This is a genomic window from Pedobacter sp. N36a, assembly GCF_014472395.1.
In the GTDB taxonomy this organism is placed as follows: Bacteria; Bacteroidota; Bacteroidia; order Sphingobacteriales; family Sphingobacteriaceae; genus Pedobacter.
Genome location: NZ_JACSZW010000001.1, coordinates 768472 through 783834, shown reverse-complemented (window position 1 = coordinate 783834; position 15363 = coordinate 768472). Strand labels below are relative to the sequence as shown.

Annotated in this window: 16 protein-coding genes; 6 read left to right on the top strand and 10 right to left on the bottom strand. The window is 40.6% G+C overall.

Annotated features, from left to right (window positions below; translation table 11 throughout):
* Positions 1 to 2: 2 nt before the first annotated feature.
* The 3 genes from H9X96_RS03640 to cmk form a co-directional block, all read right to left on the bottom strand.
* Positions 3 to 1169, bottom strand: coding sequence for an efflux RND transporter periplasmic adaptor subunit (locus H9X96_RS03640; protein ID WP_187664949.1), 1167 nt, complete (start codon positions 1167 to 1169; stop codon positions 3 to 5).
* 56 nt (positions 1170 to 1225) lie between these two features.
* Positions 1226 to 1813, bottom strand: coding sequence for a TetR/AcrR family transcriptional regulator (locus H9X96_RS03635; protein WP_187664948.1), 588 nt, complete (start codon positions 1811 to 1813; stop codon positions 1226 to 1228).
* A 196-nt stretch (positions 1814 to 2009) separates the two neighbouring features.
* A complete protein-coding gene (gene cmk, locus H9X96_RS03630) occupies positions 2010 to 2690 on the bottom strand; it encodes a (d)CMP kinase (RefSeq protein ID WP_187664947.1) in 681 nt (226 codons plus the stop codon).
* Between the two features lie 80 nt (positions 2691 to 2770).
* On the opposite strand from cmk, the gene arfB reads away from it, so the two are divergent.
* Positions 2771 to 3181, top strand: coding sequence for an alternative ribosome rescue aminoacyl-tRNA hydrolase ArfB (gene arfB, locus H9X96_RS03625; RefSeq protein ID WP_187664946.1), 411 nt, complete (start codon positions 2771 to 2773; stop codon positions 3179 to 3181).
* 12 nt (positions 3182 to 3193) lie between these two features.
* On the opposite strand, the gene H9X96_RS03620 is transcribed toward arfB, so the two are convergent.
* From H9X96_RS03620 to lon, 3 genes are all read right to left on the bottom strand, one after another.
* Positions 3194 to 4156 carry a lipid A deacylase LpxR family protein gene (locus tag H9X96_RS03620; protein ID WP_187664945.1) on the bottom strand — a complete coding sequence of 321 codons (963 nt, stop codon included), beginning with the start codon at positions 4154 to 4156 and terminating at the stop codon, positions 3194 to 3196.
* A gap of 62 nt (positions 4157 to 4218) precedes the next feature.
* Positions 4219 to 4728 carry a hypothetical protein gene (locus H9X96_RS03615; protein ID WP_187664944.1) on the bottom strand — a complete coding sequence of 170 codons (510 nt, stop codon included), beginning with the start codon at positions 4726 to 4728 and terminating at the stop codon, positions 4219 to 4221.
* Positions 4729 to 4767: 39 nt separating this feature from the next.
* On the bottom strand, positions 4768 to 7239 hold the full coding sequence (gene lon / locus H9X96_RS03610; RefSeq protein WP_187664943.1) for an endopeptidase La: 2472 nt from the start codon (positions 7237 to 7239) through the stop codon (positions 4768 to 4770).
* Between the two features lie 379 nt (positions 7240 to 7618).
* On the opposite strand from lon, the gene H9X96_RS03605 reads away from it, so the two are divergent.
* Positions 7619 to 8245 carry a tetratricopeptide repeat protein gene (locus tag H9X96_RS03605; RefSeq protein ID WP_187664942.1) on the top strand — a complete coding sequence of 209 codons (627 nt, stop codon included), beginning with the start codon at positions 7619 to 7621 and terminating at the stop codon, positions 8243 to 8245.
* A gap of 59 nt (positions 8246 to 8304) precedes the next feature.
* Here H9X96_RS03605 and H9X96_RS03600 read toward each other — a convergent pair whose 3' ends face one another.
* The 4 genes from H9X96_RS03600 to gpmI all read right to left on the bottom strand — a co-directional run bounded on the left by H9X96_RS03600 (position 8305) and on the right by gpmI (position 12366).
* Complete coding sequence (locus H9X96_RS03600) at positions 8305 to 8700, bottom strand: response regulator (RefSeq protein WP_062550120.1); 396 nt, start codon at positions 8698 to 8700, stop codon at positions 8305 to 8307.
* A gap of 62 nt (positions 8701 to 8762) precedes the next feature.
* The gene (locus H9X96_RS03595) at positions 8763 to 9995 is read right to left on the bottom strand and encodes a PAS domain S-box protein (protein WP_187664941.1); all 1233 of its coding nucleotides are present in this window, start codon (positions 9993 to 9995) and stop codon (positions 8763 to 8765) included.
* Positions 9996 to 10315: 320 nt separating this feature from the next.
* Positions 10316 to 10846 (bottom strand): hypothetical protein, encoded by a 531-nt coding sequence (locus tag H9X96_RS03590; protein ID WP_187664940.1) that lies wholly within the window; start codon positions 10844 to 10846, stop codon positions 10316 to 10318.
* Complete coding sequence (gene gpmI, locus H9X96_RS03585) at positions 10846 to 12366, bottom strand: 2,3-bisphosphoglycerate-independent phosphoglycerate mutase (RefSeq protein ID WP_187664939.1); 1521 nt, start codon at positions 12364 to 12366, stop codon at positions 10846 to 10848. The genes H9X96_RS03590 and gpmI overlap by 1 nt, the downstream gene beginning before the upstream one ends.
* A gap of 173 nt (positions 12367 to 12539) precedes the next feature.
* Between gpmI and H9X96_RS03580 the strand changes: the two genes are divergently transcribed.
* Genes H9X96_RS03580 through H9X96_RS03565 form a run of 4 tightly spaced genes read left to right on the top strand, consistent with a single transcriptional unit; the run spans position 12540 to position 15351 of the window.
* Positions 12540 to 12932: a DUF4783 domain-containing protein gene (locus tag H9X96_RS03580; protein ID WP_187664938.1), complete on the top strand. Its 393-nt coding sequence runs from the start codon at positions 12540 to 12542 to the stop codon at positions 12930 to 12932.
* Positions 12933 to 12968: 36 nt separating this feature from the next.
* Complete coding sequence (gene nadC, locus H9X96_RS03575) at positions 12969 to 13811, top strand: carboxylating nicotinate-nucleotide diphosphorylase (RefSeq protein ID WP_187664937.1); 843 nt, start codon at positions 12969 to 12971, stop codon at positions 13809 to 13811.
* 52 nt (positions 13812 to 13863) lie between these two features.
* Positions 13864 to 14511, top strand: a complete 648-nt coding sequence (gene plsY / locus H9X96_RS03570; RefSeq protein ID WP_062550114.1) for a glycerol-3-phosphate 1-O-acyltransferase PlsY — start codon at positions 13864 to 13866, stop codon at positions 14509 to 14511.
* Positions 14512 to 14523: 12 nt separating this feature from the next.
* The gene (locus H9X96_RS03565; RefSeq protein WP_187664936.1) at positions 14524 to 15351 is read left to right on the top strand and encodes a M48 family metallopeptidase; all 828 of its coding nucleotides are present in this window, start codon (positions 14524 to 14526) and stop codon (positions 15349 to 15351) included.
* Positions 15352 to 15363: the final 12 nt, after the last annotated feature.

Sequence of the window (15363 nt, the reverse complement as noted above, 5' to 3'; positions counted from 1 at the left end):
TCTTATTTTAAATCTGCGTAAACAACGTCTGCGCCTACTGGGGTTACTTTAATCTGTGTATCGTCTTTTAAGGTACCAACACCTTCTAACACGATTTTATCACCTGCTTTCAGACCTTCTTCCACCACAAAGTAAGTACCTGCGGTATTTTTCATTACGGTAATGGCCGTGCTTTTCGTTTTACCATCTTTATCTACCACAACAGCAAAACGCTTGTCCTGCAGCTCATAAGTCGCACTTTGAGGAACTACAATAGCATCTGTAATGGCATCTGGAATTCTTACTGTTGCACTGCTTCCGCTGCGGATTAGGCCTTTAGGATTTGGGAAACTCGCACGTACATTTGCAGAGCCTGTAGCCGTATTGATTTGTCCGGTGATGGTTTGAATACGTCCTTTATGATCATATAAAGTACCGTCAGATAAGATTAAAGAAACTTCAGGAAGCTTAGCCAGCTTTTGTGCCAGCGTCATTCCCTTATCGTCTTTAAAGAAGTGAAGCAGCAGTTTTTCATTGAATGCAAAATAAGCATACACGTTTCCTGTGCTGGACACCGTCGTTAATGGCTCAGCATTGTTGCCGCTCACCAAACTTCCTAAACGGAAAGGAATTGCACCCACTACTCCGTCTACCGGACTGGTTACTGTAGTATAACCTAAATTGGTTTTTGCATTTGATAAAGCCGCTTTCGCTTGTGCCAGTGCTGCTAATTTTGCCTGGTAAGTGTATTGTGCAGATTCTAACTCGTATTTACTCACGATGTCTTTCTCTACCAACGGTTTTACTTTATTTACAGCCATGTTTGCCGAGCTCAGTTCTGCTTCTGCACTTTTAATGCTCGCAGTAGCTGTACGTACTTCCTGCTCATATTGAGGAGCATTGATTTTGAACAATGGCTGTCCTTTTCTGACTACAGAACCTTCATCTACAAAAATCTTCTCCACATACCCATCCACTCTTGGTCTGATTTCTATATTTTGCTGGCCCTGGATACTGGCAGGGTAGTCTGTGTTTAACGTTGCGCTGCGTGGCTGCAGTTCTAAAACTTTATATTCTTTGACCTGAGGGGCACCCGCTCCAGGGCCGCCTGGTTTTGATCCGCTATTTCCGCATGAACTTAAAATCATGAATGCCGGAAGCAATAATAGTGATTGAATTGTGTATCTCATTTTTATGGGTATTGTTCGTTTTTTGTTTTTAAGAGGATATAATATATAGGGTAATTTTAGGGGAAGATGGTTTCGTAGATCAGCTGCTTGCGATCCTCCATCAAAATGGCGTATTCTTCATCATTCATGCCAAATATTGCTTTATGAAGCGGTGCTGTAAGGAAAGGATGTGCCATTAAAGAGAATAGGTTCAGCATAAATTGTCTTGGATCCATTTTCTTAACGAGGCCTTTATCCATTTCTATCTGGATCTCTTCCATAAACGCTTTCACTTTTTTAGTTCTTGATTTCTTCGCATTGATCAACTCATTTCTATTCATTTCTGTAATGATGAAGAGCTGGCGAAAAGGGTATTTAGCCGTTTCTTTGATGAATACAGAGATCAGATTTCTGATCTTTTCTTTAAAAGGCATTTTGGAGTCAAATACTTCATCCAGCGTGCAGACAAAGCCTTCTTGTGCCTCATTGAACACCTGATCAAACAGGATGTCCCGGGAGCGAAAATAATAATTTACGAGCGTACGGTTTACTCCGGCTGCATCGGCGATTTCCTGCGTGGTAGCATGTAATTTACCCTCGGCAAAAAATAGGTGCTTAGCCGTATCTTTTATTAATTGTTCCGTACCAGTGTCGCGAGTTGACATATACTTTTGAGTTTGACAAAATTGTTAAACAAAAGTATTAATCTGATATATGAGTTAAAACATGGAATTGTAATGTTTAAGTTAAGAGGAGGTTTGTAACTGATTATTGACAAAAAAAAGGGCCGAGGCCCTTCTATATGTATTGATAATTACTGTATATAGCCTACAATAGCTAGCTTATTCTAGTCATTTTTACTTATTGAGGAAAATGAAGCTTTACTTGCTCAATTGCAAAATCAAGTTGCTCTTGTGGAGTGATATTGGTGTTATCGAGGATCACGGCATCTTCTGCACGTGTCAGCGGACTTTCAACGCGAGTAGTATCTGCATAGTCGCGGTGTGCCAGATTTTCAAATACCTCTTCTAAACTGGTCGAAGTATCACCCTTGCTTTGCATTTCTTTATATCGACGTTCTGCTCTGATCTTTGGGTCTGCAGTCATGAAAAACTTTACTTGTGCATCCGGGAAAACAGTAGTGCCAATATCGCGGCCATCCATCACAATGTTCTTGGATTTGCCCATGCGCTGCTGCTGTTTCACCATGTCTTTGCGGACAAATTTATTTGCCGATACTTCGCTCACAGCATCTGAAACCGGCATCAGCCTGATTTCATCAGATACTTCTTCACCATTTAAGGTAATGTGCGATTCATAATCTCTGGAATGAAAATTTAATTCGATATGCTGTAAAGCGTCTTTTACCGCTTCAGGATCATTCATGTCGATGTGGTTGCGCAGGAAATAAAGCGTGACCGCCCGGTACATCGCTCCGCTATCAATATAAATGAAACCTAGTTTCTTTGCCAATGCTTTCGCTAATGTACTTTTTCCACATGATGAGTAGCCATCGATAGCTACAACCAGATTTTTCCTCATATAGGGCAAAGTTAATGTTTTAGGGAATTGTTCGCCCATTTTTTTTTAAATGGGAGCTTATCTTTAGCTACTTTTACTTCATGCTACCCAATAAAGAAGAGATACTAAAAGCGGTCAGCTTTAAAACTTCGAGAAGCGGAGGTAAAGGCGGTCAGCATGTAAATAAGGTTTCCAGTAAAGTAGAGCTGATTCTTCACTTGCCATCCGCAGTTTTTTTGACGGAAGAAGAAAGGACATTGCTGCTGGAAAGATTGGCCAATCGCCTGGATCAGGAAGGAAACCTGCACATCGTTTCCCAGGAAGACAGAAGTCAGCTGATGAACAAAGAGCGAACGATCTTAAAATTGATCGCGCTGCTGAAATCTGGCCTGCACCTTCAAAAAAAGAGGAAGCCCACCAAGACACCGAAGTCGGTGATCAGGAAGCGGCTACAGGACAAACAGAGCGTTTCCACAAAGAAAATCTTGCGGAAACGTCCTGCCCTGGACTAACTTACTGCTGAATTAGTTGAATCGGTAAAACATACTGATGCTGCCATATTGATGCGCTCTGGCGATACTTTTCACTTCCTTAGTCTTGAATATCATTCCAAAATCGAAGGTAAACCGCTGACTGCTGTAATTGAATCCCAGCTGCTGCGCGAAGACCATCGGTTTAACACCAAAAGTAACCGGACTGGCGTTGTTAAACATGCTGCCTTGTATAGTGGCATCATAAGCCACAAAATTGAGCTGCGGTTTTGCATAAAAGAACAGCTCACTTTTTACTAAATTTTTTGTTTTTGACTGGTTGCCAATCACCGAGTTGGTATAAGCTGCATTGAAAAGCTGGTTAATCCGGCCTGCTCTGAACAAAATTCCTGCACCGGCACCACTAAAGGTAGTTCCCACATTCGCATAACCTTCAAATGAGAAGTCAGCCGCCTGATCTTTAAAACGGTGTAATAGTCTTGTGTATTGCGCGGATAAATTTACCTGCATTTCTTCTTTAATCTGGTAATCCCAGCCCTCCAGCTTATAGAAACCTACGGTTTTATGCAGCAATTCCTGACCTTTTTCTGCCAATGACGCCGGGCCGGTTACGCCAATCTGTGCGCTGGTCTTCAAAATACTTTCATTTTTATAAAACCAGTTCAATCCAGCTTCCGCATATAAATAGCCTGCAAATGGACGGTCCTGTTTTGCCGGATCAGGTGCTGAGCCAGAATAAGGATTGTACATCTTTTGCCCAACAGCAATTTCATAATTTTTCTTTTCCAGTTTTTCCGGAAGCCCGCTTTGATTCAAAGCATGTCGGAAATTGATAAATAAACCATTGGTATAATAGCGGTCAGAACCCTGTAGCAGATAAGAATCATTGTCGCTCTTGAAACCAAACTCATTTTTGAAGCTTTGTGCCGAAACCGGATTGGTGGCTAGCAGGTAGATCAGGGATAAAGGGAGCAGTACTTTGCTTATAGCTTTCATTATTATTTTTCTAAAAAAAAACTCCGGCAGATTTGCCGGAGTTGAATATCGTATTTTTTATGTTAAAAAGTATAGCCAAGACTTAGACCACCGTAATAAGGCAGAAAGAAATCCCTGCTGAACACCGGACTAAGTCCAATCCTGAAAGCGAAACCGCTGTCTTCCGGTTGTACCCGGTAGAAAAAACTCATGGTGCCAATTACATTACTTTCATTCTTATTGAAAAGTACTTCCGCACTACCACCGGTTGCAATAAAAGTGGCACCCAGTCCAAGTTCAAAGTACTTTCCACCTTTTCCTAGCAGATAATTCAAAGATAAAGGCACAGTGGTCACGTTATCTCCATCTACTGAAAAGTAACCAATACCAGCTCTACCACCTATACCATCTCTCTTATTAGAGAACCTGGAGTCATAGTTTGCTGTAAAAGTTAAACCCTGACCGCCCAGTTCAATAAATATGTTCTGTGCTCTGGACGTTGCAGGAGTAGTGTTGCTGCTTTCCTGTGCAAAAAGTTTCTGGGTACTGGTAAGGGCTAAAAATAAAGTAAAAGCCAATGTTAATTTTCTCATTATTGTTTGTTTGGTCTCGCAATATTAAGTAAAAACAGACTAGTTTGCAACCGGCTTGATTTTAACACTCAGGTCTTGGGCATCTTTCACTTTTTCCTTCATTAACGCGAGCTCAATCACTTCTTTCATCTCCGTTACATAATGGAAATTTAAGTCCTTTATATAGCTTTCTTTGATCTCTAAAATATCTTTTCTATTGGATTTACAAAGAATAATGTCCTTGATATTTGCCCGTTTTGCGGCAAGGATTTTTTCCTTGATTCCACCAACTGGCAATACTTTTCCACGTAAGGTAATCTCTCCGGTCATGGCCAGGTTAGATTTTACTTTACGCTGTGTAAATGCAGAAGTCAATGCGGTTAGCATGGTGATACCAGCAGATGGGCCGTCTTTTGGAGTCGCCCCAGCAGGCACGTGTACATGGATATCCCATTGATCGAACAAGGCATAGTCAATTCCAAAAATAGCAGCGTGTGAGCGTAAATAAGCCAATGCAATGACCGCAGATTCTTTCATTACCTCACCTAGATTACCAGTTAAGGTTAACTTTCCTTTACCCGGGCTTAAACTCGCTTCGATAAATAGAATGTCTCCACCAACCTGTGTCCAGGCTAAACCAGTCACAACTCCGGCAACTTCATTGCCTTCATAAAGATCTTTATCATAGATAGGGGCACCCAAAATGCGCTCTACATCTTCTAAAGTCAGGTTTGCGTCATATGTTTCTTCCATCGCGATTTTAGTTGCCACACCACGTACCAGGGAACCGATTTTTTTCTCCAGTCCACGAACACCAGATTCTCTCGTATAATCTTCGATTACTTTTTCAATCAGACTATTCTTAAGAACGATGTCTTTTGTTTTGATCCCATGCTGCTCTTTTTGCTTAGGCAACAGGTATTTTTTAGCAATCTCAATCTTTTCTTCAATCGTATACCCATTCACTTCAATGATCTCCATACGATCCAGTAAAGCCGGCTGTATGCTGCTCAATGAGTTGGCCGTAGCGATAAACAGCACATTGGAAAGGTCATAGTCAGCCTCTACATAATGGTCGTTGAAAGCAGAATTTTGCTCTGGATCCAATACTTCCAGTAATGCTGAAGAAGGGTCTCCTCTGAAATCAGCACCTACTTTATCAATCTCATCCAGCACAAATACAGGATTTGCGGCACCGGCTTTTTTAATCGATTGAATGATTCTGCCTGGCATAGCACCGATATAGGTCTTTCTATGGCCTCGGATTTCAGCTTCATCTCTGATGCCACCCAATGCCATACGCACATATTTACGGTTCAATGCTTTGGCAATTGACTTTCCTAATGAGGTTTTACCTACTCCCGGAGGGCCTACCAAACAAATGATAGGGGCTTTCATGTCGCGTTTAAGCTTCAATACAGCCAGGTATTCGATGATACGCTGTTTTACTTTTTCTAAACCGAAATGATCTTTATCCAATACGCGCTGTGCACGTTTAAGGTCAAAGTTGTCTTTCGTGAAATCATTCCATGGAAGGTCTAATAACAGCTCCAGGTAATTGATCTGAATAGAATAGTCAGGTGCTGCGGGATTCATTCTTCCCAGCTTATCCAGTTCCTTAGTAAAATGTTCTTTTATAGGCTCAGCCCATTTCTTCTTCTTTGCGCGTACCTGCAAAGCCTCGTATTCAAGGTCGGAAGAAGAACCACCCAGTTCTTCCTGTATGGTCTTTAATTGTTGATTCAGGAAGTAATCCCTTTGCTGTTTGTCCAGGTCGGTGCGGACTTTCGATTGAATCTGGTTTTTCAACTCCAGCATCTGAAGTTCCAGGGTCAATAGCTCCATCACCATCATTGCGCGCTCACGTAGATTGCCCATTTCCAGCATTTTTTGCTTATCAGAAACATCTGCATTCATATTTGAAGAGATGAAATTGATCAGGAAGGAAGTGCTTTCTATGTTTTTTAAGGCAATACCCGCCTCACTTGGAATGTTCGGCGACAATTGAATGATCTGCGAAGACATTTCCTTGATAGAGGCCACCATCGCTTTAAATTCTTTATCGCTTTTGTGTTTGGACTCCTCAAATTTGCTGATGGTTACCTTAATGTAAGGCTCAGATTGAACTTCTTCTATCAGGCGGAAACGTTGTTTACCCTGAATGATCACGGTTGTATTTCCATCCGGCATTTGCAGCATCTTTATGATCTGCGCCACCGTTCCTACACTGTTCAACTGTTCAAACGTAGGGTCTTCTATCGAAACATCCCGTTGGGATACCACTCCGATAATCCGGTTACCTTTGTAAGCTTCCTTAATTAGCTTTATAGATTTATCCCTGCCAACAGTAATTGGAATGACTACTCCTGGAAAAAGGACGGTATTCCTCAATGGGAGGATGGCCAATATTTCAGGGGTTTCTTCATTGTTCATCTCGTCTTCGTCTTGTTGGGACATCAGCGGGAAAAACTCTGTATCTTCATTTATGATGGGTAGTGCGTTGCTAAAATCAAAATGATCTTGTTTACTCATTTATTAAGTCTTTCTAAAATAAAAACGACAATCTGACAGTATGCCGTCTACGAAATTATTAATTACATTGTATTATCTATATTTTCAACTCCTGTGCCAAAAGGTTCTTCCAACCTTTTCCCTGTTAAAAAGTCAGGAATAAATGAAGATCAGCGAAAGCAATATGCGTAATTGTCTGACCTTTTTTGAAAAAAAAATCAGAATAATTCGTCACCTTATCATATTTTAATTTATTTAGCGTTTAAGAGAAGTATTTGTAAATGGTATGATAGTTGCCTTCAAATACCTTTATCATTCCTGGATCACCTTAAATTATCAGAATTTAATTAGGAGTTGGGAATGAAATCTGAATATATTTAATATTTTTAAATAAAACTTAATGAACTATTTCAAGCAAACCATCTTATTATTATTTGTCTTTTCTGCTCAGGTCGGTGTCGCTCAAAACAACGGTTATGATAAATTAGGGCTGCAAGCCATGATGAAAGGGGATTATAAGGCGGCCGTTGGACAATTAGAGAAAGCGGATACCAAAACTCCGAACAATGCGAATGTGTTGAAGATGCTGGGATATTCTTATTTTCAATGTGGAGATTTTGAAAATTCAATTGCGGCTTATAGCCGATTGATTACGGTAAAACCTTCAGATTATTCTGCCTATTATTATAGAGGAAAAGCCAGATTAAATATCGCAAATGATCCAAAAGAGTCGCTGAGTCAAATGAGAGACAATTTTTATCTTTCCGCAATTAAGGATTTTAGCAAGGCGATTGAGCTGAATGGGGAAGAAGATACCCAGTTATTACAAAATAGAGGCCTGGCTTATAAGGATTACGCGATCTATAAATCGTATAAGGTGAAGAAAGGACCAGAAAAAACCGCGGTGGTCTCTTTATTTAATAATTCTATTGCTGATTTTCAGAAAGTATTGGTGGTACAGCCATTACGTAAGGATATTATCGGCTTAGTCGATTATGTGAAAGCACAGATTGCAAGTCTTAAATAAGGATTGTAATTAAAAAATGCCGATGCCTGCTATTGTAACCGCAATAGCAGGCATTTTTTTTATACTTCAGCGCCATCAAAAATTTCTACAAATTTAGAGCGGCTCAGTGGTTTCGTTAGGAAGTCGGTCACCACAGGAATCCGCTGCGAACGTTCCAATTCTGATGGAGAGATCGAGGAAGAAACAATATAAATCTCAATCTTCTTGCTCATTTTAGGCTCCAGCAGTGAATACTCTTCCAGGAATCCCCAGCCATCCAATACCGGCATATTTAAATCCAGAAAAATCACATCTGGCAATAACTCCGGCTGATTGGCACTCAACTCCAAATCTAATAAAGCTTTTTTTCCATCTTCAAAGACGGTCAGGTCGGTACTTAGATTGGCAACCTGTAACGTTTTTCTTGTTAAAAAAACGAAAATAGTGTCGTCATCTATCAGATAAAATTTTTTCATTGTATTATATTTATTCGTTGGTTAGCATTCTGTTAGTTAGGTGTTTTTGAGGTTAATTCTGTTCATTCTGGTGGAAGCATTTGGTTATTGTCTGCCTGGTGCACTATTGAAGCAATAGATCCATTCAATTGCTCAGTAGAGTCCTTCAGCATATACAATAGATCAATATGGTCGCCATGCGGATTTTGGAGCATCATCTCCGTTAAGCTCATGATATTCGTTAATGGTGCCCTTACTTTATGGCTCTGAATCCAGGCGATTTCTTTTAGATCCTGATTTTGCTTTTCAATCATTCTTACATAATTCATTCGCTTAGAGACGTCTGTTGCTAAAACTAGTCTGGCGTCGATTCCATCAATGTTTACGATGGTCGTATCAATCTCTACGGGGAACAATTGCCCTGCTTTATTCATGTGTGTCAGAATTCCTGAATATTTCCGGGTTTTTATCGTGCTGAAAATGTCCATCAGCTTACTGATCTCTGAAGCCGGTCTGATTTTCGTGATGTTCATTGATAAAAACTCCTCCTGGGAGTAACCATATTTTTTTATAGCCGCTTCATTCACTTTCAGGAAATTACCGGTATTCAATTCAAAAATATACATGGGTACCGGATTCGCTTCAAAGATGTTCCGGTAATAACGTTCTGATGCATCCAGCTTCTTCACCAATATGGCTTCTTTAATCCTGGTTTTTTCAAAGCCATTCAGAATGGTACTGATCATAAAGACACTGATAAAGCTGACAAAAATGAAATTCCAGGAATAGGCGATCCATAAAGTGAGGTCATAAGTTTCAGACAATGCATTTGGGAAAAGCTTAAACTGTATAATTAAGCCAATCAGTATGCAAATGACAATATTGACCACTAAAGGAATGAAAGTGGCTCTCGATGGAAAGATCATTGCCGTGAAAAAAGTAATGATGAGCAAGTATAGTGCTCCAGGACCATCAGAACCTACAAAAATCAAGTAAATTACGGCAATCAGATAGAGCAGGGCCACCACAATGACCATCCTGTAATCCAGCTTTATTTTTCTATTTACTACAAAACCCATAAGAGAAATGATAACCAGCACCATAAATACGGGAAAAAACACTTTTCCTTTAGCGAGCTCATTGAACAGGAACAAAAGAATGCCGATCATTCCTAATGGAAGGCAATACATCATCGTGTCTCTAAACAAATTCAGTTTCCATGAACTGATCCTGAAAAGCGTAAACTGATGATCAGCAGGAATAACATATAGAAATGTTCTCCTGTATTTCTTCAAGTATGACGCTATTGTAGTCATTTTTCAAGGAATCAATGTGTTAACTGAATTTATATCGCTGATATGAATACATTAAATGAGGAATTTATTTCCCGAAATCTGACACTATGGGCATCAGGTTGTATTTAAACCATTTAATTGTAGTCTATAAAAGAGACTTTCTTGCTCCTAACAGGCGTTTTGCTCGTTAAACTCCCCATATTTGCAACTGAAATAGGCCTATTATCATGCCACAGTATTGCACAGTAATAGGTACAGGCAATCCTGTGTAAGGAATGCTTTCCGAACGCAGGATTTTCTGTCATTAATATTCTTTTGATGGGTATCGAATAGCTGAGGTCCTATTTAAATTTTCCGGTGATCCGGTAATTCTTCTCCGCAAGTAGCCTGATGTGCTGGTTCTTTTTTACGTCATATAAGCTATCTGGAAAATAGCTGAGCGTGTCCGAAGAAGTGTACAGTGTATTGGCATTGCAGATCAAAATCTGAAGGCCGTAAACTTGGCCGTTTCTCTTGATGACTTTTAATTCCTTCACCGGAACTTTCTTATTGTCGGAGGTATACAACTCCGTCGTATCTGTTTTTTTAACCTGAAACAAACCTTTCCATGCCGATTTATTGAGGTCGGCATCCGAGAATATGCTCAATTCTTTCGGCCAGTCCTGAATCACCAGGTCCTTGCTTTCTGTGGAGTCATTGACCAGCACTGTTTTATGAATCCTTGGCTTTTGGCGACTTAATCTTGTCGCTTCTCCTGCAAAGTATCCTTTAAGGTCGAAGTAAGAATGTGCTTCCTTTTGCTGGGTTACAGCGGTGTCGCCACAGCCAAAACACAACAAAAGAAAAGCACCTAATAATAAATAGTTTCTCATTATACCAGGCAATTACCGGTCATGATCGCTGGTTTCTCAATACCCATAATCTTCAGGACTGTAGGAGCGATGTCGCCAAGTTTTCCATCAGCGATAGTTTTATAATCATTGTCAATTAAAATGCAGGGCACAAGGTTCGTGGTATGTGCGGTATTCACAGATCCATCTGCATTGCGCATGTACTCCGAGTTTCCGTGATCGGCAAGGATGATGAAAGAGTAACCGTTTTCGATTCCTGTTTTTACCACCTGCTCTGCACAATGGTCGGCAGTCTCCACTGCTTTAATTACTGCTTCAAATACACCGGTATGACCTACCATGTCTGGATTGGCAAAATTCAGACAAACAAAATCCGGCCATCCTGAGGCCAGCTCTTTGTTAATGGCTTCGGTAATTCCTGCCGCACTCATCTCGGGCTGCAAGTCGTAGGTAGCCACCTTTGGAGATGGAATAAGAATTCTCTTTTCGTTTTCAAACGCTAATTCCCTGCCACCAGAGAAAAAGAAAGTAACGTGTGGGTATTTTTCAGTCTCCGCAATACGGATCTGGTTTTTATGGTTTTTCTCTAATACTTCACCCAAAGTTTCTGAAAGATCATCTTTAGTGAAAACTACCTTTACATTTTCGAAGTTCTCGTCATAAGTCGTCATCGTTACATAGTACAATGGTAATTTATGCATACCAAAATCAGGATAGTCATTTTGAGTTAATGATGCAGTAATTTCTCTGCCTCTGTCTGTTCTGTAATTGAAACAGATCACCACATCGCCAGGCTGGATGGTAGCCACCGGCTCGCCGTCTGGCTGAGTCACTACAATTGGAGCGGTAAACTCATCTGTAATGCCTTCGCTATAAGATTGCTCGATAGCAGTTACGGCATCCGTTGTCGGTTTTCCAATGCCTTTGGTCATCACATCATAAGCCAGTTTTACCCTTTCCCAGCGTGAATCTCTATCCATCGCGTAATAACGGCCAACTAAACTGGCAATTTTACCCGTAGAACTTTCCAGGTGATGCTCCAGTTCTTTGATGAAAGTCAATCCAGAATTTGGATCGGTATCTCTGCCATCTAAGAAAGCATGGATAAATACATTGCTCAATCCTTGTTCGCCAGCAGCATCGCATAACGCTTTCAAATGATTGATATGGGCATGTACACCGCCATCAGAAACCAATCCGATGAAATGAACTGCCTTGTTATTTTCTTTAGCATAGTGGAAAGCATCCAGCAGCACCGGGTTTTGGTGCAGTGTTCTATCTTCTATTGCCTTATTAATCCTGCCTAATTCCTGATAAACTACTCTGCCTGCACCTAAATTCATGTGTCCAACTTCCGAATTCCCCATTTGTCCGGCCGGTAATCCTACCGCTACACCCGAAGCTTCCAGCTTGGAATTTGGATAATTTTTCAATAAAGAGTCAAAGAAAGGAGTGTTAGCTGCGTAAGCGGCATCGGATTCGTCTTGCTTCCCGTAGCCCCAGCCGTCAAGAATAAGTAGCACTAATTTTTTATTATTCATCTTGAATTAATTTAGTAATTGTCGTACGATTGTCTGTCAATCTAACAAATATAAGCGTATTGTGTGTTTTTTTTGAGCCTAATTGTAATTCAACTGTAGTATCTTTGTTTTCCTGGATGCACCCAATAATGGCATAGTTTATGTAAGATTGGTCTGTTAGCTATATAGAGTATATGAAGCCCTTACTTTTATTTACGATTCTGTTTACCTCTTTTTCTTCTGCTATTGCTATTCAAAGCGATATTATTGACAATCTTTCCGGTTATTTTAAAGCGGGCAATGCGAAGGATGTGGCGGTAAATTTTTCTTCTTCCCTGGAGCTCATCATCATTGATGAAGAAGATGTCTACTCTAAAGCACAGGCAGAACAGATCTTAAGGAACTTCTTTACTAAGTATCCACCAATTAAATCATCGGTTACACACACCATTAATGCCAATCCGAACTTTAGATTTGGCATCCTTTCCCTTCAGACTAAGAATGGAAAATTCCGCGTTTCAATCACGATGAAAAAGTCTAATAATGCTTTTTTTATTACGGAATTGAGAATAGAGCCGGATAAATAATAGTAAAAATGCTATTTTTGGGTTTAATTTTAAGTTTTGGATAAGCAAATCATAGATCAATTCATAAAAAACGCTGTTGCCGAAGATTTAGGCGATGGGGATCATACTTCACTTTCTACCATTCCAGCCAATGCACAAGGTAAAGCAAAATTGCTCATTAAAGAAGATGGGGTGATTGCAGGCGTGGAACTGGCAGTAGCAATTTTCAATTATATTGATGATCAGTTAGTCGTATCCGTAAACATTGCGGATGGTGAGCAGGTAAAGTATGGAGATATTGCACTGACGGTGTCCGGCAGTACACACTCTATTTTACTAGCTGAGCGATTGGTTTTAAACTGTATGCAAAGGATGAGTGGGATCGCCACGAAAACAAATCATATTGTTGGCCTGCTGGCTGCTTATCCTACTAAACTGCTAGATACCCGTAAAACCACACCTGGATTAAGGTACCTGGAGAAATGGGCAGTAGTGATCGGTGGGGGAGTAAATCACCGCATTGGCTTATACGACATGATCCTGATCAAGGATAACCACGTCGATTATGCTGGTGGAATCACCAATGCGATCAAAGCAGCCAATCAATATTTAGCAGATCAAAATAAAGATTTACAGATAGAGATAGAAGTGAGAAACCTTTCAGAGTTAAATGATGTTTTAACTCAGAGAGGTGTAGACCGGATTATGCTGGATAATTTCAGCTTTGCCGATTTAAAAGAAGCGGTGAAAGTAATCGATGGCAGGTTTGTAACAGAAGCCTCTGGTGGAATCACCGAAGAAAATGTAGCAGAATACGCGGCGTGTGGGGTAGATTTTATATCTATGGGCGCTTTAACCCACTCTGTTAAAAGTTTAGACATGAGTTTAAAAGCATGCTAAACAACTTAATTCATCAGAATTTGATTCTGTTTTTTTACTATAATTGTAGTTAATGATTTCGGTCTATTCTATATCAGCAGTAATTTTAGCCTATTTATTTGGGTCTATACCAACAGCGGTATGGCTCGGACAAGCATTTTACGGTGTCGACGTGAGGGAGTATGGTAGTGGAAATGCCGGTGCAACCAATACTTTTAGGGTATTGGGGAAACGTGCAGGGCTTGCCGTGATGACGATAGATATCGCCAAAGGCTATACTGCAACCAAACTTGCCTACTTTATAGGGCTATCCGTTACCGGTCCGCAGAACTCCTCCCAATTTATCAATTACGAACTTGCACTCGGAGTAACCGCTGTGATGGGGCATTTATTCCCAATATTTGCGGGCTTTAGAGGTGGAAAGGGAGTGGCCACACTTTTTGGAATGATTTTGGCAGTTAACTTCCCGGCAGCAATGCTTTGTGTTCTGGTCTTTGTAGTTGTGCTCTTAACCACTAAATATGTTTCCCTAAGTTCTATATGTGCAGGTTTTACCTTCCCATTGAGCATTATATTCATCCTTCATTCTTCTGTTAAATCAGAAGTATTATATGGAATGTGTGTGTGTATCCTTATTTTGGTGACACATCAGAAGAATTTAGAGCGACTCCTTATGGGCAAAGAATCCAAAGTTTACCTGTTTAAAAAGAAAACAACCTAAAACAACGAATTCATGAAAGCTTTAAATTTAATGGTCATTGCTGCGGCGATGCTTTCCGTTTCCTCGTGTTCTACAGTGCCATTAACGGGACGCAGCAGGCTGAGTATTGTGAGTGAAAGTGAGATGCAGAATGTGGCCGCTCAAAGTTATACCTCCTTGTTAAGAGACCCTAAAACTAAGGTGCTCAACAATGCGGATGCAACAAGAGTGAAAAGAGTAGGGCAGAAAATTCAGGCTGCGGTTACAAAGTATATGAACGCGAATGGCTATGCCAGTCAAATCCAGGGTTTCAACTGGGAATTTAACCTGATCGATAGTAAAGAAGTGAATGCCTGGTGTATGCCTGGCGGTAAAGTTGCCGTTTACAGCGGAATTTTACCTATTGCAAAGGATGATGCAGGATTAGCCACAGTGATGGGGCATGAGATTGCCCACGCCATCGCACAGCATTCTTCAGAAAGGGCTTCTCAAGCTACTTTAGCGCAAGCTGGAGGTAGTTTACTGGGTGCGGCTACGGCAGGAAAATCGCAGACTGCACAAGCGATGATTAACCAGGCTTATGGATTGGGGGCGCAAGGTTTTGTATTGCTGCCAAATTCAAGGAAGCAGGAGCTGGAAGCAGATCAGCTGGGATTGATTTTTATGTCGATGGCAGGATATGATCCTTCCAGTGCAATTTCTTTCTGGCAAAGAATGGCTGCAGCAAGTGCTGGTACGCAAAAACCATCTGAGTTTTTAAGTACACACCCTTCTGATGCCACACGTATCGCACAGATTCAAAGACTATTGCCGGAAGCACAAAAATATTTTAACTCTACTACCGGAAAACCAATCCGATAATTAGAAAAGAAG